The following is a 21,199-nucleotide window of genomic DNA, read 5'->3' as shown; positions in this document are numbered from 1 at the left end:
GCCGGGTGTCGACGCTGAACTTCGATTTTAGCGATGATATCAGGCCTTTGGCGGCAAGGTTGCGGCCACAGACGCTGGCTGATTATGTCGGTCAGCAGCATCTGCTGGCACCAGGCTTGCCGCTGCGTCAGGCTATTGAGCAAGGCAAGGTATTTTCTCTGATCCTGTGGGGCCCTCCCGGTACCGGTAAAACCACGTTAGCGGAAATTATTGCCCGTCATGCCGATGCCGAGCTGTGCAAGCTATCGGCGGTCACCGCTGGCATCAAAGAAATTCGTGATGCTATTCAGCAAGCCAAAGAGCGCCAACTGCAATGGCAAAAGCGCACTTTGCTGTTTGTTGATGAGGTGCATCGCTTTAATAAAAGCCAGCAGGATGCGTTTTTACCGCACATCGAGGATGGCACTATTGTCTTTATTGGTGCTACTACCGAGAACCCATCTTTTGCCCTGAACAACGCTATTTTATCCAGGGCCAGGGTCTGCGTGCTAAACAAGCTGACCGACGAGGAATTAAAACCGCTGATTGTGCGCGCCTTAACCGAGACCGAGCTGGGTTTGGGCCGACTGCAACTAACGCTCAGTGACGAGGCGCAAGCGCTGTTGCTACTGTTGGCTGGTGGCGATGCCCGCCAATTACTGAACTTGCTGGAGTTGATTGCCGAGTACAGTGCAGCATCCGGTGTCCAGCAGCCGGTCAGTGCAGAACTGGTTCGACAGTTGGTACCCCGCAAGCTGCCAGGTTTTGATAACCAGGGCGATCAGTTTTACGATTTGATTTCTGCCTTTCATAAATCGGTGCGTGGCTCATCACCGGATGCGGCTTTGTACTGGTACTGCCGTATTTTGGAAGGTGGCGGCGATCCGCTCTATGTTGCCAGGCGCTTGTTGGCGATAGCCAGCGAGGACATTGGCAATGCCGATCCAAGAGCCTTAACTCTGGCACTGAATGCCTGGGATACCTTTCAGCGGGTAGGCCCGGCTGAAGGAGAGCGTGCCATTGCTCAGGCTGCGGTCTATCTGGCGCTGGCGCCAAAAAGCAATGCCTTGTATTCGGCTTTTAAGCAAATGCGTCAGCTGGTGCGCGAGCAGCCGGATCATGAGGTGCCGCCTCATCTGCGCAATGCGCCCACCAAGCTGATGAAAGAGCTGGGCTTTGGCGCTGAATACCGCTATGCGCACAATGAAGAGGGGGCCTATGCTGCTGGCGAGAGCTACTTGCCAGAGGCACTCTGTGATCTGCAACTCTATCAGCCGACTGAACGTGGTCTGGAAAAGCAACTTGCTGAAAAAATGCGCTATTTGCAGCAATTGGATGCACAAAGTCCGAACAAACGCTATCGGCAATGATACACTATTGCCAGTTATTGTCTGATTGGCCTCAATGGCCCTTTACCGGGAAGTTTGAACCCTTATGTTGGATGCAAAGTTTTTACGTGCCGAATTAACCCAAACTGCAGAGCGCCTTGCCAGCCGTGGCTTTACGCTGGATGTGGCGAGCTTAAGCCAACTTGAAGAGCGTCGGCGCGATCTGCAGGTACGAACCCAGGAATTACAAAATCAGCGCAACAGCCGTTCGAAAGAAATCGGCCAGGCCAAAGCGCGGGGCGAAGATATTGTCCCTTTGCTGCAGGAGGTCTCGGGTCTTGGTGATCAGCTGGATGCGGCCAAAACCGAGCTGGACCAATTGCTGGCAGAGCTGGAGCAAATCAGCCTGAGCATACCCAACTTGCCGGATGCCTCAGTGCCAGTGGGGGGTGACGAAGCGGCCAATGTCGAGGTGCGTCGTCACCTGGAAGCAACCCGCTTTGATTTTGAGCCGAAAGATCATGTTGATTTAGGCGAAGCACTGGATAAAGGTCTGGATTTTGAAAGTGCAGTCAAAGTATCCGGCTCGCGTTTTGTGGTGATGCGTGGCCAACTGGCACGACTGCACCGGGCACTGGCGCAATTTATGCTGGATTTGCATACCAATGAGCATGGTTATACCGAGATGTACGTGCCTTATCTGGTGAACCACGACAGCCTTTATGGTACCGGCCAGTTGCCAAAGTTTGGTGGTGACTTGTTTCACACCAAGCCTGCCACCGAAGAAGGTCAGGGCATGGCCTTGATCCCAACGGCGGAAGTGCCGCTGACGAATTTAGCCCGTGATACTATTTTTGATTTGGCCGAGCTGCCGGTCAAAATGACGGCTCATACCCCTTGTTTTCGTAGTGAAGCCGGCTCCTATGGTCGTGATACCCGTGGCCTCATTCGTCAGCATCAGTTCGATAAAGTCGAGCTGGTGCAATTGGTCCACCCGGAACACTCGATGCAGGCACTGGAAGATCTGACCAGCCATGCCGAGCGGGTGTTGCAGTTGCTGGAACTGCCTTACCGGGTAATGCTGCTTTGCACTGGCGATATGGGCTTTGGGGCCTGCAAAACTTACGATCTGGAAGTTTGGTTACCGGCGCAAAAAACCTACCGTGAGATTTCATCCTGCAGCAATATGGGGGATTTTCAGGCCCGCCGTATGCAAGCCCGTTTCCGGCTGGCTGAAGGCAAAAAGCCGGAGCTGCTGCATACCTTAAATGGCTCTGGTTTGGCGGTAGGCCGGACCTTGGTGGCCATTTTGGAAAACTATCAGCAAGCCGATGGCTCCATTCGGGTACCTGCAGTGCTGCAGCCTTATATGCAAGGGCAGGCGGTACTGAAGGTTAAAGGTCAGTAAGGACCCCCGGTATGCCTGCCAAGCCTGGCAAAGAGCCCGGTCAAGCAGCTGATAAGGCCAGCAGTGCAAAGCGACTGCGGCCGACCGCGCCGGATGTGAAAGTGCCAGCGCGGATCCGGCGCTGGCTGTATCGCTTGTTATTGCTTGGGGTGGTATTGATTGCAGTCCTGTTCTTTTTTGAGGCGGTGATGGGCATAGTACGCGATAGCTTTTAACGCAACGTAACACCTGCTAGCGAGCAAGATACAGCCTATTCGCCGGATGGTTAAAGACAGCGTGCTGGCTTAGGTAAGCCGGCAATGCGGGTGGCCTGCTTGGCAGGGCCATCCGGAAACAGCAGAAACAAGTACTTGCTGCTGCCTTTTTCCGGCCCATAGTGCTGGGCCATGGCTTTTACCAACAGCCGGATGGCGGGGGAGGTTTGATGTTGCTGATAAAAACCCCGCACAAAGTTCACCACTTCCCAATGCGCCTCGGTCAGTTCAATGCCTTCTTGCCGGGCAAAGTACTCGGCAAGTGCGGTGCTCCACAGCGATAAATCCGCCAGATAGCCGTGTTTATCCAGCGGGATGCGCTGGTTATTTACCATTACTTCGGCCATAGCACCACCTGTGAGGCCTGCGCCGCCAGCTCCACCCAACTGGTATCATCAATGGCTTGCCAGGGTGTTCTCAGGCTCAGGCCGCGTGCGTGTAAATCCGTGGTCAGCACCAATAAACGACAGGGTAGTTCAGGCCAGGGCAGTGCCAGGCCATAGCAGCCATCCTGGCGCAACAGCAAAACATCCTGCGGTTGTAACTGCGCTAGCAAGGTCTGAGAAGGGAGTTCGGGGTAGATCCAGTGTACTAATTTCATTGGAGCAACCGTCCTTACAAAGTAACCACATGCTGAAACCGAGCCAGCCGTTCAGTTATTTGCTGTTTTGAAAGCAGTGTGATCGCCTGATTGAGTTGGCCCGGCTCTGGCTGGTATTGATTCAGACTGTCCTGACAGACCAGCGGCACGGGCAAATCGTAAAGCTCGAATAACCCGAGCAACTTACTGCAGTCTTTCAATTGCAGGGCAGCGCTAACATCGGCATGAGGCTGCAGCAGGCAAACAGCCGGGCCACTTAACAGCAACTGCGCCGGGCAATCCACTGCAGCTAGTGCAAGGATATAATCCAGTGCTTCACGGGCGGCGCTGCTGTTGTAGGGGCTGCTCTGCAACCAGATTAAGGTGGAGTAGCTCATCAGAATTGCACCAGTTTATCGCACTTACTCAGTCGCATGGCATGCTCGGCCAGGCCAGCCAGCTGATAGCCCGCGCCAAGCTGATCCGGCTGCAGGTTAACACCACGTTTTTCTGCCGCTGTGCTGCAAAACAACAAGGGAATTTGTTGTTGTTGGCAAAAGTCTGCCAGTAAAGCCGCTGCATTGGGTTCATCAGAGGGCAGATCGATGGCGACACTGGCTGCCAGCACCGCATCCTGGTACAAAAAGATGTGCTCTACCTGATGCCTGGCTTGCACGGCTGCGTTGGCAAAGCGCAGGCAGCTTTGAAAAGCCTGGCCGGCAAAAGGCGACTGGGTCAGCAGCAGGGCAAAGGTGGTCATCAGGGCCTCAAAAAAAATGCCTCACACAAAGGAGGCATTTTACCGGAAAACAAGCCAACGACAAAGTGTCTGTATCGGCTCTGATTTAGTCGTTGTTCAGCACGCCCAGCAGACTTAGCAGATGAACAAAAATATTAAAGATGTTCAGGTAGAGTGCTACCGTTGCACGGATGTAGTTGGTTTCACCGCCATGAATGATACGACTGGTATCAAACAGGATCAGACCAGACATGATCAGGATCACGGCTGAGCTGATGGCAAGAGACATTGCCGGTATTTGCAAGAACAGATTCGCCAGAATCGCCAGCAGTACCACAATCAGGCCAACAAACAGGAAGCCGCCCATAAAGGAAAAGTCTTTCCGGGTGGTCAAGGCGTAGGCCGACAGTGAGAAGAAAATCACTGCGGTACCGGCTAAAGCCTGCATAATCAGGCTTGGGCCATTGGCCAGGCCAACGTAGTAATTCAACATGGGGCCTAAAGAGGCACCAAACAGGGCAGTAAAGGCAAATACCCAGAAAATACCGCTGGCTTTATCGGCTTGCTTGTTCACCACAAACAACAACACAAAGCCAGCAATCATGCAGACCAGAGATGCCATAGGCGAAATATTTAACGCCATGGCAAAAACGGCCGCAATGGCGCTAACCGCCAGTGTCATACCGAGCAGGAAATAGGTATTGCGCAGTACTTTATTAATTTCTACACCACGGCTCACCGAGCTGATGGTTTGGGTTTCTCTGTACGACATACAGGTCTCCTTAACATTGGTTGCGTAATCTACAGAACCAGATCTTAGTTAATGCTTTGATAACTATCATACCTGCTAAGTTCCCGGAGCTCTAGTGATTCCGTAGCAAAACTGAGTCAGAAAAACCAAATTGATGAAAAATTGGCTGGCTGAACCGAAGAATGATAAAAAGGACTTTTCTTTCCCCAGCAAACTGATTAGTATACGCCTCGCTGGAGGGATGGCAGAGCGGTTGAATGCACCGGTCTTGAAAACCGGCGTGGGTTAATAGCCCACCGAGAGTTCGAATCTCTCTCCCTCCGCCATTTTTACCGGGTTGGCTAAGCCCGTTAAAAATCAGCTGTGAATTAGCCCCCAGTACCGTATTGGGTGATGCCGGAGGGATGGCAGAGCGGTTGAATGCACCGGTCTTGAAAACCGGCGTGGGTTAATAGCCCACCGAGAGTTCGAATCTCTCTCCCTCCGCCATTTTTTATTCTGCTAGCATGCCGCAATTTTGTTACGTCACCCAAAGTTTTGTTTCCATCTTGTCACTCAATCTGGCAGACTAAGCCCGCGTTGTAGTTTCGATTAAAATTTGCTGCTCAAAATGCAGCGATAGGTCGAGTTAATGGCTGTTCTCGACTAAGCTATAGCTAATAAAAAGAACGAACCAGTAAAGCGGAGAAGCAGCTTGATTAACGTACTCATTGTCGATGATCATGAGCTTGTTCGAACTGGCATCAGTCGCATTCTTAAGGACGAGCGTGGTATCAAGGTGATAGGCGAAGCTGGTACCGGCGAAGAAGCTCTGCAATTTTGTCGTCATCAGGAACCCGATGTGGTGTTGATGGATATGAACATGCCTGGCATGGGTGGCATGACCGCAACCAAGCGTATTTTGCATTTTTGTCCGGATGTCAAAGTGCTGGCACTGTCTGTAACGTGTGAAGAGCCGGTGCCGACTAAGGTGATGCAGCTGGGTGCTGCTGGCTTTATTTCGAAAAATGCGGCACCTTCGGAGGTGATTTCCGCGATCCGTAAAGTGCACTCGGGTGTGCGGCATATTTCTGATGAAGTGGCGCAAAAGATGGCGCTCAGTAAACTGAATCATCAGGGGCAGAATCCATTCGATGAGCTGTCGGATCGGGAGCTGCAAATTATGCTGATGATCACCCGGGGTGAAAAGGTCAACGACATAGCGACACAGCTAAATGTCAGCGCCAAAACGGTGAACTCTTACCGCTACCGGATGTTTGAAAAGCTGGCCATCAATGGCGATGTTGAGTTAACGCACCTGGCGTTGCGTCATGGCATGATTGATATCGCCAAGGCGTGATGGTTTGTGCCGATAAACAGATTGGCGGAAGGCCTGCGGTTGTTCAATGATGTTTGATGCGAAAGGCTTTATGCAGTCGGTGCCACAGCAACCCGGGGTGTACCGGATGCTGAATGCCAAAGGCATCGTGATCTATGTGGGTAAAGCCAAAAACCTAAAGAAGCGTCTTAGCAGTTACTTCCGGGCCCAGGTGGATAGCATTAAAACCAGGGCCTTGGTCAGCCAGATAGCCCAGGTCGAACTGACCCTGACCCACAGTGAAACTGAAGCACTGCTGCTGGAAAACAATCTGATCAAAGCGCACCGGCCGAAGTACAATATTCTGCTGCGTGATGATAAATCCTACCCCTACATTATTCTGACTGACCATAAACATCCCAGACTAATGTCGCACCGGGGTGCTCGTTCGGTCAAAGGCCAGTATTTTGGCCCTTACCCCAATGCCGGTGCTGTTTGGCAAAGCCTGAAGTTGATGCAGAAAATCTTTCCTATTCGCCAATGCGAAGACAGCTATTACCAGGCCCGCACCAGGCCTTGTCTGCAATACCAGCTCAAACTATGCTCAGCACCTTGTGTTGGCAAAATTTCGGATACCGATTATCAGGAGCAGGTGCGACTGGCACGGTTGTTCTTAACCGGCAAAGACCAGCAGATTATTGCCGATTTGGTGCAGCAGATGGAGCAAGCCAGTCAGGAACTGGCTTTTGAAAAGGCCGCCCGCTTACGCGACCAAATTCAGGCGCTACGTCGGGTACAGGAGCAGCAGTCGGTCAGTGGCGATCACGAAGAGATGGATGTGATCGGCTTTTGTTTTATGCATGGCGTGGCTGCAGTGCATGTATTGTTTATTCGTCAACACAAGGTGATAGGCAGCAAAACCTACTTTCCCAAGTTGCCGGCTAATACCAGTGAAGAAGAAATCCTGCCCGCTTTTCTTATGCAATTTTATTTGCAACGTATGGGCGGCCAGCAAGTCCCGAAAGACATTGTACTTGGCAAGCTCCCACAGGGAAAAGAGGCGCTGCAAACAGCCATCTCGGAATTGGCCGGGCGTAAAGTGCAATTGAACTCGGTGCAGCGTGGTGAGAAAGCGCGTTATCTTGAGTTGGCCAACAAAAATGCCCGCATTGCCTGCGATGGTAAAGTCAGCCAAAGCCAGAAAGTTCGGCTCGGCTATCAGGCATTGAGTGCGTTATTTCAACCCAGGGCCGCGCTCAATCAGATGGAATGCTTTGATATCAGCCATACCATGGGGCAGGAAACCATTGCTTCTTGTGTGGTATTTGATGAGAAGGGGGCCAATAAAACCCTGTACCGGCGTTACAATGTCAAAGGTGTCACGGCTGGAGATGACTACGCCGCCATGGATTTTGCGCTGCAAAAGCGCTATGGCAAGCTGACCGATGAAAGTTTGCTGCCCGATTTGGTGGTGATTGATGGTGGTAAAGGCCAGTTGCAGCGAGCGATTGATTTTTTCAGCAGCGCCAACTTCGATCGGCTGCCACTGCTGATGGGGGTTGCCAAAGGCGAAGGCCGTAAGCCAGGGCTTGAAACCCTGTTAATCCCCGGTCAGCCAGACATTCATTTGCCGGTTGAACACCCGGCGCTGCACCTGATCCAGCAAATTCGTGATGAAGCCCACCGTTTTGCGATAACCGGGCATCGGAATAAGCGCGGTAAAGCCTTACTGAAAAGTCCGCTCGAGCAGATTTCCGGCATAGGCCCGAAACGCCGCCAGGCTTTGCTGCAGTTTTTAGGCGGTATGCAGGGCGTGCAGCAGGCTAGTGTCGAAGAATTAAGCAAAGTACCGGGAATTTCCCGGCAACAGGCAGAAAGCATTTACCAGCAGCTGCATAGCAAGTAGCATAGAATGAACGCAGCAACGCAACAAGAGAGATGTCGTACATGATCAATATTCCCAATCTTCTGACGTTGTTTCGGCTGTTGCTGATCCCAGTATTTCTATGGTTGTTTTATTCTGGTATTGAGGCGGCCCGTTTCTGGGCTGCACTGGTGTTTGTGTTGGCGGCGATTACCGATGCATTGGACGGCTATCTGGCCCGTAAGCTGGAGCAATCCACCCCTTTTGGAGCCTTTTTGGATCCGGTAGCTGATAAGGTGATGGTGGTGATGGCTCTGGTGCTGGTCACCGTAGACCTGCAATTGCTGTGGATGACCATTCCAGCGCTGATTATGATCAGCCGAGAAATCATCATCTCGGCGCTGCGCGAATGGATGGCGGGCCTTGGCCGCCGTGCCAGTGTGGCGGTGTCGGGCAGCGGTAAACTGAAAACCATATTCCAGATGGTGGCGCTGATTGGCCTGATCTGGCAGCCCTCAGCTGCCTGGCTTGGCTGGGTGATGCCGCTAAGCTGGGGCTTGTTGTACATCGCCACACTGCTCACCATTACCTCCATGGTGCAGTATGTGTATGCCTCCAGAAACGACTTTGGCAGCGAGCCGGAGTAAGGCATAAGCAGGGCAGCTAAAAAAATAAGCAGTCGATCAACAATGTGACAATTTATTGTTGACTGAATGCCTGAAACCAGTAGAATGCGACACGTGCTCAGGCACAGGGTGTAGGACAATGCGAGTATAGCTCAGCTGGTAGAGCGCGACCTTGCCAAGGTCGAGGTCACGAGTTCGAACCTCGTTACTCGCTCCAATTTACAACGCGTAAATCCTGACACTGGCGGGTTGGCAGAGTGGCCATGCAGCGGATTGCAAATCCGTCCACCTCGGTTCGACTCCGGGACCCGCCTCCATTGCTTGATAGAGTAACAAAAAGTTGTCTGCCCGGGTGGTGAAATCGGTAGACACAAGGGATTTAAAATCCCTCGAGGGAAACCTCGTGCCGGTTCAAGTCCGGCCCCGGGCACCATTTACTGCAACCAGAGCAGTAAAGCAGATACGCGAGTATAGCTCAGCTGGTAGAGCGCGACCTTGCCAAGGTCGAGGTCACGAGTTCGAACCTCGTTACTCGCTCCAAATTCCTAAAAAAGCAGCCTAATGGCTGCTTTTTTGCTTTGATACCATCAACAGCTTAAATCCTGATTGCTTCCTACTATGTCATGCAGCTTTATTCTTGGTCTTTGAATGAATGTCGTAAATTTATCGTAAAAATATTAATTTTATTCTTTTCTTTGCCTCTATAACAAATCTGACGCATTTGGGCGTCCGTGTTACACAACCAATAAGCAAAGGGAGATCGTTATGGGTTATCCACACGTTAAAATTCATGATTCAACCAATTTTAATGTCAAAGGCAAGGTTCGCTATATGAGTGTGTTTTGCTCGGATGATGACTTTAGTGCAACACCTTCAACTACATGGCAAGCGAGTAGTCGAGGTGTTTGTTTGCTGACAGAAATCACCGCTACGGTCATTACACCGCAAGGTAATATTGAGGCAACGCCTTACAAATCATCGGGTACTTCGTACAGTGAGTTTGCTGTAATTTCGCGAGGTGGTAATAATTTTGCGGTGACGCGGGTCGTAACGGCTACCGATGAGTCTTTACCGGAAGACTATGTTGAGCCGACAACACAGCAAAAGTGATCGGCATATGGCACGACAAGTGAAGCTCACCTTCCAATGGCGGGTGAGCTTTGTTATTTAAAAGCTGAAAATCAGCTCCACCAGCCAGTAGCAAAACAGCGTAATCACGGCTATGGCCATGATATTTAGCGCAAAGCCGGCCTTAACCATGTCAATGATTTTGAGCTTGCCCGAGGCAAATACAATGGCGTTGGGTGGGGTTGCTACCGGCATCATAAAGGCGCAACTGGCGGCTAAGGCCGCGGGCACCACCAACATGGCGACACTGGTATCAAGCGCCAGCGCAACTGGCCCGAGCAAGGGCAGAAAACCAGCCGCGGTGGCGGTATTGCTGGTCACTTCGGTCAGAAATACGATGATGCTGGTGACCAAAAGCACCAACAGCAGAATGCTGATGCCGTCCAGGCCGCCAACCTGCAGGGCGATAAAATCGGCCAGGCCGGATTTTTGAATTTGCCCGGCCAGTGCCAGCCCGCCACCAAAGAGTAGCAGTATGCCCCAAGGCAGTTTTTTAGTGTCTTCCCATTGCAGGATGCGCTGGCCGCTGCGCCAATTCACCGGCACAATAAACAGCAGGCAAGCCGCTATGATGGCGATAATGGTGTCGTCCAGTGGCCAGCCGGTTTGGCCTTGGACAAACTCCCGAGAAATCCACCCTATGGCTGCGAATAAAAAGATAGCCAGCACCCGTTTTTCGCCATCGCTCATCGGGCCCAGCTGTTGCAGTTCATCGCGGTATAAATCTTTGGTATCGCTAAGAGTGACCTTATCCAGTTGAAAAGACAGCTTTGTTAGCCAAAACCAGCACAGCACCAGCATCAAGCTAGCGATTGGTACACCAATCAGCATCCAGCGGGCGAAGCCAATCTGAATGTCGTAATTGCTTTGCAGGTAAGCTGCGAGCAGCGCATTAGGTGGAGTACCAATCAGGGTAGCGACACCACCAATGCTGGCGGAATACGCTATGGCGAGCATCACGGCAGTATCAAATCCAGAGTTGTCATTCGTTTGGTTTTGTTGCAGGGCCAACACGGACAGAGCAATAGGCAGCATCATTACCGAGGTAGCAGTATTGGACATCCACATCGATAAAAAGGCCGTGACAAACATCAGGCCTGCCACTTGTTGGCTTGGCTTGCTGCCGACAATGAGCATCACATGCAACGCAATACGTTTATGCAGCTGCCAGCGCTCCATCGCAATGGAAAGTAAAAAACCACCCAAAAATAAGAAAATCAACGGGTGTGCATAAGGGGCAGTGACAGCACCTAAAGAGTCCAGCCTAAGCAAGGGTACCAGAATAATGGGTAGTAAGGATGTTACAGGGATAGGTACGGCCTCGCTGATCCACCAGATAGCCATCCAAAGTGTTAAGGCCGCCATCAGCCAGGCGTGCTGGCTCATATCGTCAAAAGGCACCTCCATGCTGCTTAACAGCACAAAGCTGAGTGGGCCAGCCAGCAAGGCAAACAGGTAGGTCGGTTTTTTCGTAGCCATGCAATAAATGTCGTATGAAAGCGCTTGGTCTTTAGTCTAAGGCTATGCCAGCTGCACTGCAATAATGCTATAGTGGCAAACAAGTTTTTTGCTGATTTTACAAGGTGTATCCATGAACTTTCCTCTACAGGCTTTGTTTCCAGCAGCTAGCCGACTGATGTACGGTTGTATGCAGCTTGGCGGTAATTGGGATAGCAGCAGCCTTAGTCGTGAGCAACATCAACGTGCTTTTGCAGCACTTGATGCTGCCATTGAGGCTGGTATCAACTGCTTTGATCATGCCGATATTTATACGCTCGGTAAATCAGAACAGGTGTTTGGCGATTATCTACGTCAAGCCGCCATCCCGCGTGAGCAATTGTTTATTCAAAGCAAGTGTGGTATCCGGCTGGCAACCGCTACAGAGCCCGGCTACTACGACTTTTCCGCCGGGCATATCCGCCAAAGTGTCGAGGCTTCATTGCAGCGCCTTGGCTGCGACTATCTGGATTTATTGTTGTTGCACCGGCCGGATCCGCTGATGCAACCTACGGAAGTGGCAGCCGTCTTTTCTGAGCTATACCAGCAAGGCAAGGTGAAGGCTTTTGGGGTGTCTAATATGGCCTGGCCACAGCTTCAGTTGCTGCAGCAAGCATTGGAGATGCCACTGGTTGCCAATCAGTTGGAGATGAGCCTGGCCAATTACCATTGGCTGGAAGAGGGTATTTTGACAGGGATGCCGGCTGGAAGCGAATGCCATTTCTCGGCTGGTACTGTCGAGTATTGTCAGCTGAATCGCATACAGCTACAGGCTTGGGGTAGCCTGGCGCAAGGAGTATTTAGTGGTGGTCGCTTTCCGCGCAACGATGCTGAGAAAGCGACAGCTCGCTTGGTAGAGCAGCTGGCTGGAGAGTATCAAAAGCCAGCAGAGGCCATTGTACTGGCTTGGCTCATGCGCCATCCGTCCGCAATCCAACCGGTGATAGGTTCTTGTTCCGTCAGGCGGATCCACGCCTGTCAGCAAGCAACCCAGGTCGAACTCAGCCGGGCGCACTGGTATGCACTGTATACTTCGATTCGTGCTGCTGCATTGCCCTGATACGGCACGATGACTACAGCGCAGGTCAGTTATGCTGTTAGTTTTTTTCGGGAGCCCCTTTGCTGTCTTGCTTGTTAAGTGAGATAACCCGGGTTTTGCTGATTTTGTGCCGGTAGATCTCACGCAGATACTTGATGGCCTTCTTCACACTGTCACGGGATAAGCGGATATCGTTGATGGAAATAAACTTATCCTTACTGTGGATCAGTTCACGGTATTTTTTCTCGTACATTGGCTTGATGGCGTACCAGTTGGTATCGAGAATTTTCGCTGGGTTTTCAAACTCATTTAGCATGGTATCGACCCGGTCTTCATCAAAGTCTTCACTGCGAATAAACTCCAGCATGGCTTCATCGAGCTGTTCATCAAAGCGGTAGCTGTCTTTGGCAAAACAGCGCTTGATATAGGCGACGATAAGAGTCAGGAAATCATCACTCAAACAAGGGCTTTTTACGATCAGGGTGGTCAGTGAAATATTTGCCGAGGCACCAATCACTAAAGCGTAGCGTTTTAAGGTGGTATTTGGGAAAAGGTTGTTCAGATGCGACTTCAGCTTATTCAGGTCCATGTACGACAGCTTGTAGTCTTTTGGCAATGAAACGATAGACACCACCGAGGAACAATTTTTGAAAAAGTGCAGGTCTTTCAGCTCTGTCGCATCGTAGCCATTTTTCTGGTAGCTGGCCAGGGTGGCACGGTAGCGCTCGGACTCGATGGGCAGCAAGCTGATGCCCTCAATGGCTTGAGTCACCTTATTAAAGTGTGGCAGGTCAATGGAGCGAAAAAACAAGTCATCGATATTCAGTCCACTGGCTTGTTGTTTATCAAACAGTTTGAGCTTTTCCTGATTCGCACCCTCGGTTGGGATCACCGATTCAGCATAGGCTACTGCAACCGGGCCAGCCAGGCTCATAAATAGATCATTGGCATCGAGCCGGATGGTTTCACCAATATCGATCCCGGCCCTACGGAAGTAGTTCTCATCGTAATCGGTGGTGACTGCCTGAGCAGTCAGGATATTAAAAATCTGCTGAGAAATGTATTGATTGGCATACTTCTCCATAGCATTGACATCGATATGCTGGATGTCGCCATCGTCAGTTTCCTCAGCGTAACGCATGATGTCATTTGAAATCAGCATCATGGCATTCCAGGGACGAATGCGGTGCATTACGCTGGCATCGCTGCTGTCTTCATGGTCAAAGTTGTAAGAAAAATCCCATTCTTCTGCCAGGTATTTACAAAGCAGGCGACCGGCATTGATGTGCAGCGCTTCAGACATTTCAACGCCATGATCAGAGATGTTCGGCAGGATGCAAATACCACTGGTGAAAATGGGCTCGAATACAAAGGAGTGTCCACGATTTTCTTCATTCTCTGGCAAGGTTCGGGTATCAAAGGTTTTGCTCATGTAGGCGTATTGTTGAGCCAGGCCAAACTCGGATGCCATGCCTGAGCCGGTACCACCACCAGCACTGAAAATATAGAAGTAGAGCCTGGATTGGTTGGCTTTGATGCCGCAGGAGTCAATTAAATAGGAGTGAATAAACTTCCAGTCGGCATTGGAAAAACGCTGAGTATCTTTATTCAGGATGATTTTTGCCAAATACTGGCCCAGGATAGGGGCGTTACCAGCGCCACCAGCATGCACTTCAGATAAATCCATGATTTTCATCTTGGTGTAATCGTGCAAAAAGCCACTGGACTCGCCCTTATTGGAAAAGCGGATGCGGCCTTCAATGTCTTTGTCCAGGTCACCAAGCATTACCAAAGGCTCAATCAAAAACACCGGCTTTAAAGCATTCGATGGCTTTAAGTGCAGGCTGCGCTTAATCCAGCGCATGGGACGGTATTCCTGCTCACGGTTTTGTTTTTCTTCGTTGTTAAATTCATTCAGGTAAAAATTGCGGGCATTGTAGACCAGTGACGCGACATCCAGAGCAATGTTTGAGCCACAGCGACCAAGGCCAATCAAACAAACCGATGGGAAGTGTTGCTGTTTAGGGGCACTGATTTCATGCTCAACACCACTGGTAGGGAATACCGTTTGCCGCAGGGCATCCAGGTTCGCCAAGATGCGATTGAGGTCACGCTCGGTAAAGTACATGTAACGCTCACCGCCAAAAGCAATGCTCGGGGGCTGTGCTTTATTGCCTGGAGCTGGTCGTACTGCAATCACCTCATCATTCAGGTCTTCCTGCTTTGCTTCTGGTTGAGTGGTCGGTGTTTTCGTTGCCATAGCGCATCATCCTGCATCGGTATTTTTAATACAACTGTGCACTAAAAGTAGACGCTTTTTCAGTTGAATACAATGCTTAACCAACACTGAACCGGCTGAAAAAATATCCCCAAACGACCAGTCACTGTTTTTAACTGCTGCAGCAAGAGCTGTAACAATGTCTGCAGAGTTATTGGCACTAAAAAGGGAGCGCATGGCTCCCTGAAATGAATTTACATATTGGGGTAGTTCGGGCCGCCCGGTCCCTCTGGGGTCACCCAGCTGATGTTTTGCGCCGGATCTTTGATATCACAGGTTTTGCAGTGAATGCAGTTCTGTGCATTGATCTGAAAACGGGGACTGCCGTCAGTATCCTCAATGACTTCGTAGACACCGGCTGGGCAGTAACGCTGGGCGGGCTCAGCAAAGCGGGGCAGGTTCTGGCTGATTGGGATGCTGGGGTCTTTTAGTTTCAGATGGCATGGCTGCTTTTCTTCATGGTTGGTGTTGGATAAATACACCGATGATAAGCGATCAAAGCTCAGTACATTATCAGGTTTGGGGTAGTTGATCATCGGGCAGTCGCTGGCGGGTTTGAGCTGTGCATGATCCAATGATTCGTCTTTCAGTGTCCAGGGCAGTTTGCCAGCAAACCAGTTTTGTTCGATGGTGTTGTATGCGCCACCCCAGAAGGTACCGAACTTGTGCATGGCTGGGCCAAAGTTACGTGAGCGGTACAGCTCATCGTAAAGCCAGCTTTGCTCAAAACGTTGCTGATGCTGAGTCAAGTCCTGGCCACCTTCGTCGCCACTTTGCAGGGCTGCAAAAATGGTTTCAGCCGCCAACATACCGGATTTCATGGCAGTATGGTTGCCTTTGATTTTAGCAAAATTCAGCGTGCCAGCCTCACAACCAGCTAAAAGGCCACCCGGAAAGCTCATTTTAGGCAGACTGTTTAAACCACCTTTAGCGATGGCCCGGGCACCATAGCTAACGCGCTTACCGCCTTCGAGATATTGTTTCATAACGGGGTGTTGTTTAAAGCGTTGAAACTCTTCAAACGGACTTAAATGCGGGTTGCTGTAATTTAAATCGATGATCAGGCCAACCAGGATTTGCTGGTTTTCAGCATGGTACAGGTAACCGCCGCCACTGGTGTCTTTATCGAGCGGCCAGCCAGCGCTGTGGACCACCAGGCCGGGATGATGCTTGGATGTATCCACATCCCATATTTCTTTGAAGCCAATGGCGTAATGCTGCGGCGAGCGGTCTTTATCCAGCGCAAATTGTTGCAGCAGCTGTTTGCCAAGATGTCCACGACAACCTTCGGCGAAGATGGTGTATTTGGCACGCAGTTCCATGCCAGGCTCAAAGCTGTCTTTTTGGCTGCCGTCAACATCCAGCCCCATATCGCCGGTAATAATGCCTTTGACCACGCCGTCTTCAATAATCAGCTCAGATGCCGGGAATCCCGGGAATATTTCTACGCCCAATTGCTCGGCTTGCTCAGCTAACCAGCGGCAGACATTGCCCATGGAAACAATGTAGTTGCCACTGTTGTGCATGGTGTTAGGTACCGCAAAGCCAGGCAGTTTTTTGGCCTGAGTTGCAGATTGCAGCAGGTAAATGTCGTCGTGCACTACGGGTGTATTCAGTGGTGCTCCAAGTGACTGCCAGTCGGGCAATAGTTCTTGCAAGGCTCTCGGTTCAAACACGGCGCCCGATAAAATATGCGCGCCCACTTCGGAGCCTTTTTCGACCACACAAACCATCAGCTCCTGCTGGGCTTGCTGCGCTTGTTGCATCAATCGGATAGCGGCTGCTAAACCTGCCGGGCCTGCGCCTACTATGACTACGTCAAACTCCATCGATTCTCTTTGCACGTCCACAGCTGACCTCTTCGTTGTTGTATTTGTCCTGCAGGGAAACAAAGGAATACCTCGTTGCAGGCACTGTTACCCTGATCTTTATCAAATTCGCGCCGGTTTCATTGCGCCTGCCACTCGTCTGCAAGTGTAGTGGATGTTATTATTTACAGCGAATTCAGTACGAAACCGCCCCTAAAGCCTATTGCAGGTTGACGTTAACGTCAACAGGAAGTAGATTGAGAGCCTGTTCTGCTGGATAAGTTTACCTTCACGTCAACCAAGCTGCCAGTAGCAGTTGGCTGTTTCCCCTGTGTATTGTGAGGAATCTATGAAAATATTAGTGCCGGTCAAACGGGTTATCGATTACAACGTCAAAGTGCGGGTTAAAGCCGACCAGAGTGGTGTGGATTTAACCAACGTGAAAATGGCGCTGAATCCGTTTTGTGAAATTGCCGTCGAAGAAGCCGTGCGGTTAAAAGAAGCGGGCAAAGCGACCGAAGTGGTGGTGGTTTCTATTGGCAGCAAGTCTGTACAAGAGCAACTGCGTACCGCCCTGGCACTGGGCGCTGATCGCGCCATTCACCTGGAAACCGATATCGAGCTGGATTCACTGCAAGTGGCTAAGCTGCTGCACAAGCTGATGGAGAAAGAGCAGCCTGAGCTGGTGATTATCGGTAAGCAGGCGATTGATTCTGACAACAACCAGACCGGTCAGATGTTGGCGGCACTGGCTGGCATTGGTCAGGGTACCTTCGCCTCCAAAGTGGAGCTGACTGCAGGCAATAAAGTTCAGGTGACCCGTGAAGTGGATGGTGGTCTGCAAACCGTCGAGCTAAGCCTGCCAGCGGTGGTTAGTACCGATTTGCGCCTGAATGAGCCACGTTATGCGTCCTTACCCAATATTATGAAAGCCAAGCGCAAGCCGTTGGATGTGATCCCGGCGGCTGAGCTGGGTGTGGAACTGGTTTCCAAGGTCAAGGTACTGAAGGTTGCTGCACCGGCTGGTCGTACAGGTGGCATCACTGTTGAGTCGGTGGCAGAGCTGGTAGACAAATTAAAGAATGAAGCAAAGGTGATCCAATGAGCATCCTGATTATTGCAGAGCACAACAATCAACTGTTAAAGCCAGAAACTCATAAAACGGTGCAGGCTGCACAGCAAATGGGCGGTGATATTCATTTGCTGGTTGCTGGCGCGGGTTGTCAGGGGGTTGCTGAGCAAGCGGCAAAATTGGCCGGTGTCAGCAAGGTGTTCGTGGCCGATAACCCGGCTTATGCGCATCAACTGGCTGAAAATCTGGCCGCTTTGGTGCTGGAACTGGCTTCAGGCTATAGTCATATTCTGGCTGCGGCTACCACCACCGGCAAGAACTTCCTGCCGCGCGTTGCTGCCTTGCTGGATGTAGCGCAAATTTCCGATATCATTGCGGTTGAGTCAGCCGATACCTTTGTTCGTCCTATTTATGCCGGTAATGCCATTGCAACGGTGCAATCGGACGATGCAGTCAAGGTTATTACCGTGCGTAGCTCGGCCTTTGATGCGGTTGCCGAAGATGGTGCCGCAACCATTGAGGCTGTTCAAGTGGTGAAAGAACTGGCGGTTTCTTCGTTTGTAAAAGACGAGCTGACAGTGTCTGAGCGTCCTGAGCTTACAGCTGCCAGGGTAGTGATCTCCGGTGGTCGTGGCATGCAAAATGGTGAAAACTTTAAATTGCTGGACGGCATTGCCGACAAGCTGGGTGCTGCTATTGGTGCCTCCAGGGCTGCTGTCGATGCTGGTTTTGTACCGAACGATATGCAAGTAGGGCAAACGGGTAAAATTGTGGCGCCGGACTTGTACATCGCGGTCGGGATTTCTGGTGCCATCCAGCATCTGGCCGGCATGAAAGATTCCAAAGTCATTGTCGCCATCAATAAAGATGCCGAAGCGCCGATCTTCCAAGTGGCGGATTATGGCCTGGTTGCTGATCTTTTTACTGTTCTCCCTGAGCTCGAAGCTCAACTCTAAGTTCGATCCGGCAGGTACAAATCCACTTGTACCTGCCGGTATACCTCATTATTCTATGCTACATGACTGCTACATGACTGCTGCATGGTGCCTGGTTGCGCTTTTTATGCCTTGCTGCCTGTTGCGCTGCACGCTAAACGACAAAGTGTTAATACTCTGATACATTTTTTTACAGAAGGATGTGCCCATGCCGGTTATAATCCGTCACGCTGAGCAAGCTGATGCCAAAGCTTTGCAGCAAATTTACCAGCAGCCCAGTGTGTACGCCAATACCCTGCAGTTGCCATTGCAAGCAGTCGAGCATTGGCAGCAGCTGTGTCAGCGCCAGTTAGGTTTTTACAATCTGGTGGCGGAGTTGGATGGTGAGGTGGTTGGTCAGCTGGGGTTGCAGCAGTTTCAGAACCAGCGCCGTCGGCACTCAGCCGATATCGGCATGGCAGTTTCCGAGCCGTATCAGGGGCAGGGCATAGGCTCTGCATTGCTACGCACCGCCCTGGAAATGGCTGACAATTGGCTGGCAATACGCCGGCTCGAACTGCAGGTTTACAGCAGCAATGAGGCGGCAGTTGCCTTGTATGAACGTTTTGGTTTTGAAGTAGAAGCCGAACTAACTGATTACGCCTTTCAGTATGGCCAGTATGTCTCTGTGCTGCAAATGGCACGCATTATGACCAACCGATAATCCGTTTTCCTGGGGTGTCGGTGGCGCAACAGGAGTTAAGGATGGTACAGCGTGGATGGCAAGTGGCAACAGCAGCTCTGATGGCATCGCTATTGGCTGGTTGTGTGCAGTTAAACGAAGAGCAGCAACGCGCGGCGCTGCTGAGTGAGCTGGACGGCTCGCTGGCTCAGTTACAGGTTAACCTGCGCCAGCTGGAGCGGCGCATGGATCAACTGACCGAAGACAAAAGCTGTCAACAAGACCAGCATTGCAAAGTATTGGCGAAAGGCGTGCGTCCATGCGGTGGTCCGGAGCAATTTTTGACGTACTCGGTGCTGACCACCGATGAAACCATGTTGCTTCACACCAGTGAGCAGTTCAGCCAGTTACGACAGCGCCAGCATCAACGGCTGGGCACCGTCAGCACCTGTGAACTACTTTTAGAGCCTGTGGCCAGTTGCCAGCAGCAAAGCTGTACCTTGCAAGAGCAAGACTTCGCCAGCCGCTAACTTGGTTTATGGCCTGGGATCGTCTTTTAAGCGGGGGATCTTACGACCCAGCTCCTGGCCTCGGAAGCGGGCATAATAGGTGCAGCCAAAGAACATCAGCATGGCCAGCAGCAGTTCCAGCACCGACAGCCAGAAGTATAACCCAGAGGCAACCCAGAGATTGGTCAGGCTGTGCACAAAATAGATCATCACAATAAAATTAGCCCATGCAAAGGTGTAGGGCTCGCCTTTTAAAATTCCCGGCAAGGGAAACCACAATGGTAGCCACAGCATCAGCAGCAGGATGTAAGGGTTGCCGAGGCTTGGTGGGGCCAGCCATAGCAACCACAGTGGGATTAAAACAAAGAGCCCAAAATAACCCACTCGCCCCATCAGCAGAAATTGTTTGGTTTTCTCCGCCATCGCCACAGAGTCGTCTGCCAGTTGCTCAGGTTTACCTGCATTCATTTAACTTGATGCTCCTGTTTGAAGTTGTTGCGTGATCCGGGCAATGCGCTGGCCAAACGCCAGGCAGAGTGCTTGTTCATCCCGGCTAAAGGCTTTATCACCGGTCATGCCACTGACGTGGCTTGGGCCGTATGGGGTGCCGCCCTGATTGGTTTGGTTTAATGCCGGCTCGCTGTATGGCAGGCCGCACAGTACCATACCGTGGTGTAATAAGGGCAGCATCATGCCCAATAAGGTGCTTTCATTGCCGCCATGCATACTGCCAGAGGAGGTAAAAACCCCTGCTGGTTTATCAATCAGACTTCCCCGGATCCAGGCCTGGCTGGTTTGATCCCAAAAAGCTTTTAGTGGTGCGGCCATCACACCAAAACGCACCGGGCTGCCGACAATGAGAGCGTCACAGCCAATCAGTTCCTGTTCACTAATTACGGGGTGCTCAGGTTGTTCAGCCGGATCCAGCGGTTGTACCGAACGCAACATGGCCTCTGCACCGGCCTGTTGCACACCGATGGCAATTTTTTCGGCCAGCTTGGTCACCGAGCCGTGCTTTGAGTAGTACAAGATCAGGACTTTCACCGTCATGCCAGCAATTCCAGAACCTTCTCTGGCGGACGGCCAATGACAGCTCGTTCTTTATCAAACACCACGGGGCGCTCCATCAGCTTAGGGTGGCTAAGCATAGCTTCGATCAGTGCATCATCGCTCAGCGCAGAGTTATCCAGCTGTAACGCTTTGTAGGCGTCTTCTTTGTTGCGCAGTAAAGCTCGGGCAGGTATGGCAAGTTTGGCCAACACGCTGATCAGCTCAATTTTACTTAATGGGTTCTTTTGGTAGTCAATGACGGTAAGCTCAGCCTGGTGCTGCTGCAATAGCTCAAGAGCTTGCCGGCTTTTCGAGCAGTGTGGGTTGTGAAGAATGGTCAGCATAAAGGCTCCGGTTTCGCAAATGCAGCTATTGTAAAGAAACTCAGGCGCAGGC

Annotated in this window: 23 protein-coding genes and 6 tRNA genes; 18 read left to right on the top strand and 11 right to left on the bottom strand. The window is 51.3% G+C overall.

From position 1 onward, the window contains the following. Positions 1 to 5 precede the first annotated feature (5 nt). The 3 genes from BLW37_RS05215 (at position 6) to BLW37_RS05205 (ending at position 2,930) form a co-directional block, all read left to right on the top strand. Entirely contained in the window at positions 6 to 1,349 is a 1,344-nt protein-coding gene (locus BLW37_RS05215) for a replication-associated recombination protein A (RefSeq protein ID WP_091340596.1), read from the top strand. A gap of 64 nt (positions 1,350 to 1,413) precedes the next feature. Further along, complete coding sequence (gene serS / locus BLW37_RS05210; RefSeq protein WP_091340591.1) at positions 1,414 to 2,715, top strand: serine--tRNA ligase; 1,302 nt, start codon at positions 1,414 to 1,416, stop codon at positions 2,713 to 2,715. Positions 2,716 to 2,726: 11 nt separating this feature from the next. Then, positions 2,727 to 2,930: a hypothetical protein gene (locus BLW37_RS05205; protein ID WP_091340587.1), complete on the top strand. Its 204-nt coding sequence runs from the start codon at positions 2,727 to 2,729 to the stop codon at positions 2,928 to 2,930. Positions 2,931 to 2,980: 50 nt separating this feature from the next. On the opposite strand, the gene BLW37_RS05200 is transcribed toward BLW37_RS05205, so the two are convergent. The 5 genes from BLW37_RS05200 to BLW37_RS05180 form a co-directional block, all read right to left on the bottom strand. Beyond that, positions 2,981 to 3,316 carry a TusE/DsrC/DsvC family sulfur relay protein gene (locus BLW37_RS05200; protein WP_091340583.1) on the bottom strand — a complete coding sequence of 112 codons (336 nt, stop codon included), beginning with the start codon at positions 3,314 to 3,316 and terminating at the stop codon, positions 2,981 to 2,983. Next, complete coding sequence (locus BLW37_RS05195) at positions 3,304 to 3,570, bottom strand: DsrH/TusB family sulfur metabolism protein (protein ID WP_091340578.1); 267 nt, start codon at positions 3,568 to 3,570, stop codon at positions 3,304 to 3,306. The genes BLW37_RS05200 and BLW37_RS05195 overlap by 13 nt, the downstream gene beginning before the upstream one ends. 14 nt (positions 3,571 to 3,584) lie before the next feature. Beyond that, positions 3,585 to 3,947 (bottom strand): DsrE family protein, encoded by a 363-nt coding sequence (locus tag BLW37_RS05190; RefSeq protein ID WP_091340574.1) that lies wholly within the window; start codon positions 3,945 to 3,947, stop codon positions 3,585 to 3,587. After that, positions 3,947 to 4,309: a sulfurtransferase complex subunit TusD gene (gene tusD, locus BLW37_RS05185; RefSeq protein ID WP_091340570.1), complete on the bottom strand. Its 363-nt coding sequence runs from the start codon at positions 4,307 to 4,309 to the stop codon at positions 3,947 to 3,949. Before tusD ends, BLW37_RS05190 begins: the two co-directional genes overlap by 1 nt. An 85-nt stretch (positions 4,310 to 4,394) precedes the next feature. Further along, positions 4,395 to 5,060 carry a Bax inhibitor-1/YccA family protein gene (locus BLW37_RS05180; RefSeq protein ID WP_091340565.1) on the bottom strand — a complete coding sequence of 222 codons (666 nt, stop codon included), beginning with the start codon at positions 5,058 to 5,060 and terminating at the stop codon, positions 4,395 to 4,397. A 214-nt stretch (positions 5,061 to 5,274) separates the two neighbouring features. On the opposite strand from BLW37_RS05180, the gene BLW37_RS05175 reads away from it, so the two are divergent. From BLW37_RS05175 to BLW37_RS05130, 10 genes are all read left to right on the top strand, one after another. After that, positions 5,275 to 5,365, top strand: a tRNA-Ser gene (locus tag BLW37_RS05175). A gap of 72 nt (positions 5,366 to 5,437) precedes the next feature. After that, positions 5,438 to 5,528 (top strand) — tRNA-Ser (locus tag BLW37_RS05170). 205 nt (positions 5,529 to 5,733) lie between these two features. Then, a complete protein-coding gene (gene uvrY / locus BLW37_RS05165) occupies positions 5,734 to 6,378 on the top strand; it encodes a UvrY/SirA/GacA family response regulator transcription factor (protein ID WP_091340560.1) in 645 nt (214 codons plus the stop codon). Between the two features lie 49 nt (positions 6,379 to 6,427). Then, complete coding sequence (gene uvrC, locus BLW37_RS05160; RefSeq protein WP_091341082.1) at positions 6,428 to 8,242, top strand: excinuclease ABC subunit UvrC; 1,815 nt, start codon at positions 6,428 to 6,430, stop codon at positions 8,240 to 8,242. Between the two features lie 41 nt (positions 8,243 to 8,283). Then, the gene (pgsA, locus tag BLW37_RS05155) at positions 8,284 to 8,847 is read left to right on the top strand and encodes a CDP-diacylglycerol--glycerol-3-phosphate 3-phosphatidyltransferase (protein ID WP_091340557.1); all 564 of its coding nucleotides are present in this window, start codon (positions 8,284 to 8,286) and stop codon (positions 8,845 to 8,847) included. 120 nt (positions 8,848 to 8,967) lie between these two features. After that, positions 8,968 to 9,043: transfer RNA gene (locus BLW37_RS05150), tRNA-Gly, on the top strand. Positions 9,044 to 9,069: 26 nt separating this feature from the next. Beyond that, a tRNA-Cys gene (locus tag BLW37_RS05145) sits at positions 9,070 to 9,143 on the top strand. 29 nt (positions 9,144 to 9,172) lie between these two features. Continuing rightward, a tRNA-Leu gene (locus BLW37_RS05140) sits at positions 9,173 to 9,259 on the top strand. Positions 9,260 to 9,290: 31 nt separating this feature from the next. Then, positions 9,291 to 9,366, top strand: a tRNA-Gly gene (locus tag BLW37_RS05135). Positions 9,367 to 9,591: 225 nt separating this feature from the next. Then, on the top strand, positions 9,592 to 9,936 hold the full coding sequence (locus BLW37_RS05130; RefSeq protein ID WP_091340552.1) for a hypothetical protein: 345 nt from the start codon (positions 9,592 to 9,594) through the stop codon (positions 9,934 to 9,936). Positions 9,937 to 9,993: 57 nt separating this feature from the next. Here BLW37_RS05130 and BLW37_RS05125 read toward each other — a convergent pair whose 3' ends face one another. Beyond that, positions 9,994 to 11,433 (bottom strand): SLC13 family permease, encoded by a 1,440-nt coding sequence (locus BLW37_RS05125; protein ID WP_091340549.1) that lies wholly within the window; start codon positions 11,431 to 11,433, stop codon positions 9,994 to 9,996. Positions 11,434 to 11,545: 112 nt separating this feature from the next. Here BLW37_RS05125 and BLW37_RS05120 point away from each other — a divergent pair, with 112 nt between their 5' ends. After that, entirely contained in the window at positions 11,546 to 12,511 is a 966-nt protein-coding gene (locus tag BLW37_RS05120; protein ID WP_091340546.1) for an aldo/keto reductase, read from the top strand. A 37-nt stretch (positions 12,512 to 12,548) separates the two neighbouring features. Here BLW37_RS05120 and BLW37_RS05115 read toward each other — a convergent pair whose 3' ends face one another. After that, positions 12,549 to 14,750 (bottom strand): hypothetical protein, encoded by a 2,202-nt coding sequence (locus tag BLW37_RS05115; RefSeq protein ID WP_091340543.1) that lies wholly within the window; start codon positions 14,748 to 14,750, stop codon positions 12,549 to 12,551. Between the two features lie 212 nt (positions 14,751 to 14,962). Continuing rightward, a complete protein-coding gene (locus tag BLW37_RS05105) occupies positions 14,963 to 16,597 on the bottom strand; it encodes an electron transfer flavoprotein-ubiquinone oxidoreductase (protein WP_245785621.1) in 1,635 nt (544 codons plus the stop codon). 328 nt (positions 16,598 to 16,925) lie between these two features. Between BLW37_RS05105 and BLW37_RS05100 the strand changes: the two genes are divergently transcribed. The 4 genes from BLW37_RS05100 (at position 16,926) to BLW37_RS05085 (ending at position 19,774) form a co-directional block, all read left to right on the top strand. Continuing rightward, positions 16,926 to 17,681, top strand: a complete 756-nt coding sequence (locus BLW37_RS05100) for an electron transfer flavoprotein subunit beta/FixA family protein (protein ID WP_091340531.1) — start codon at positions 16,926 to 16,928, stop codon at positions 17,679 to 17,681. After that, positions 17,678 to 18,604: an electron transfer flavoprotein subunit alpha/FixB family protein gene (locus BLW37_RS05095; RefSeq protein ID WP_091340527.1), complete on the top strand. Its 927-nt coding sequence runs from the start codon at positions 17,678 to 17,680 to the stop codon at positions 18,602 to 18,604. The genes BLW37_RS05100 and BLW37_RS05095 overlap by 4 nt, the downstream gene beginning before the upstream one ends. Positions 18,605 to 18,791: 187 nt before the next feature. Then, positions 18,792 to 19,286, top strand: coding sequence for a GNAT family N-acetyltransferase (locus BLW37_RS05090; RefSeq protein ID WP_091340523.1), 495 nt, complete (start codon positions 18,792 to 18,794; stop codon positions 19,284 to 19,286). 41 nt (positions 19,287 to 19,327) lie between these two features. After that, positions 19,328 to 19,774, top strand: a complete 447-nt coding sequence (locus BLW37_RS05085) for a hypothetical protein (RefSeq protein WP_091340518.1) — start codon at positions 19,328 to 19,330, stop codon at positions 19,772 to 19,774. 6 nt (positions 19,775 to 19,780) lie between these two features. Here the strand turns inward: BLW37_RS05085 and BLW37_RS05080 are convergent, their stop codons facing one another. Genes BLW37_RS05080 through arsC form a run of 3 tightly spaced genes read right to left on the bottom strand, consistent with a single transcriptional unit; the run spans position 19,781 to position 21,147 of the window. After that, positions 19,781 to 20,221, bottom strand: a complete 441-nt coding sequence (locus tag BLW37_RS05080) for a DUF2069 domain-containing protein (protein WP_245785620.1) — start codon at positions 20,219 to 20,221, stop codon at positions 19,781 to 19,783. Continuing rightward, positions 20,222 to 20,803, bottom strand: coding sequence for an NAD(P)H:quinone oxidoreductase (wrbA, locus tag BLW37_RS05075; RefSeq protein WP_091340515.1), 582 nt, complete (start codon positions 20,801 to 20,803; stop codon positions 20,222 to 20,224). Beyond that, positions 20,800 to 21,147 carry an arsenate reductase (glutaredoxin) gene (arsC, locus tag BLW37_RS05070; protein ID WP_091340511.1) on the bottom strand — a complete coding sequence of 116 codons (348 nt, stop codon included), beginning with the start codon at positions 21,145 to 21,147 and terminating at the stop codon, positions 20,800 to 20,802. The genes wrbA and arsC overlap by 4 nt, the downstream gene beginning before the upstream one ends. Between the last annotated feature and the right edge of the window lie 52 nt (positions 21,148 to 21,199).

The organism is Alkalimonas amylolytica (assembly GCF_900107845.1).
In the GTDB taxonomy this organism is placed as follows: Bacteria; Pseudomonadota; Gammaproteobacteria; order Enterobacterales; family Alteromonadaceae; genus Alkalimonas; species Alkalimonas amylolytica.
This window is presented reverse-complemented; position numbering and strand designations above follow the sequence as displayed.

Coding starts and splice junctions, on each gene's coding strand:
- serS (WP_091340591.1), top strand. CDS start 1,414: ATGTTGGATGCAAAGTTTTTACGTGCCGAATTAACCCAAACTGCAGAG.
- BLW37_RS05205 (WP_091340587.1), top strand. CDS start 2,727: ATGCCTGCCAAGCCTGGCAAAGAGCCCGGTCAAGCAGCTGATAAGGCC.
- arsC (WP_091340511.1), bottom strand. CDS start 21,147: ATGCTGACCATTCTTCACAACCCACACTGCTCGAAAAGCCGGCAAGCT.
- pgsA (WP_091340557.1), top strand. CDS start 8,284: ATGATCAATATTCCCAATCTTCTGACGTTGTTTCGGCTGTTGCTGATC.
- BLW37_RS05180 (WP_091340565.1), bottom strand. CDS start 5,060: ATGTCGTACAGAGAAACCCAAACCATCAGCTCGGTGAGCCGTGGTGTA.
- BLW37_RS05125 (WP_091340549.1), bottom strand. CDS start 11,433: ATGGCTACGAAAAAACCGACCTACCTGTTTGCCTTGCTGGCTGGCCCA.
- tusD (WP_091340570.1), bottom strand. CDS start 4,309: ATGACCACCTTTGCCCTGCTGCTGACCCAGTCGCCTTTTGCCGGCCAG.
- wrbA (WP_091340515.1), bottom strand. CDS start 20,803: ATGACGGTGAAAGTCCTGATCTTGTACTACTCAAAGCACGGCTCGGTG.
- BLW37_RS05080 (WP_245785620.1), bottom strand. CDS start 20,221: ATGAATGCAGGTAAACCTGAGCAACTGGCAGACGACTCTGTGGCGATG.
- BLW37_RS05120 (WP_091340546.1), top strand. CDS start 11,546: ATGAACTTTCCTCTACAGGCTTTGTTTCCAGCAGCTAGCCGACTGATG.
- BLW37_RS05115 (WP_091340543.1), bottom strand. CDS start 14,750: ATGGCAACGAAAACACCGACCACTCAACCAGAAGCAAAGCAGGAAGAC.
- BLW37_RS05085 (WP_091340518.1), top strand. CDS start 19,328: ATGGTACAGCGTGGATGGCAAGTGGCAACAGCAGCTCTGATGGCATCG.
- BLW37_RS05130 (WP_091340552.1), top strand. CDS start 9,592: ATGGGTTATCCACACGTTAAAATTCATGATTCAACCAATTTTAATGTC.
- BLW37_RS05190 (WP_091340574.1), bottom strand. CDS start 3,947: ATGAGCTACTCCACCTTAATCTGGTTGCAGAGCAGCCCCTACAACAGC.
- BLW37_RS05195 (WP_091340578.1), bottom strand. CDS start 3,570: ATGAAATTAGTACACTGGATCTACCCCGAACTCCCTTCTCAGACCTTG.
- BLW37_RS05090 (WP_091340523.1), top strand. CDS start 18,792: ATGCCGGTTATAATCCGTCACGCTGAGCAAGCTGATGCCAAAGCTTTG.
- BLW37_RS05105 (WP_245785621.1), bottom strand. CDS start 16,597: ATGGAGTTTGACGTAGTCATAGTAGGCGCAGGCCCGGCAGGTTTAGCA.
- uvrC (WP_091341082.1), top strand. CDS start 6,428: ATGTTTGATGCGAAAGGCTTTATGCAGTCGGTGCCACAGCAACCCGGG.
- BLW37_RS05200 (WP_091340583.1), bottom strand. CDS start 3,316: ATGGCCGAAGTAATGGTAAATAACCAGCGCATCCCGCTGGATAAACAC.
- BLW37_RS05100 (WP_091340531.1), top strand. CDS start 16,926: ATGAAAATATTAGTGCCGGTCAAACGGGTTATCGATTACAACGTCAAA.
- BLW37_RS05095 (WP_091340527.1), top strand. CDS start 17,678: ATGAGCATCCTGATTATTGCAGAGCACAACAATCAACTGTTAAAGCCA.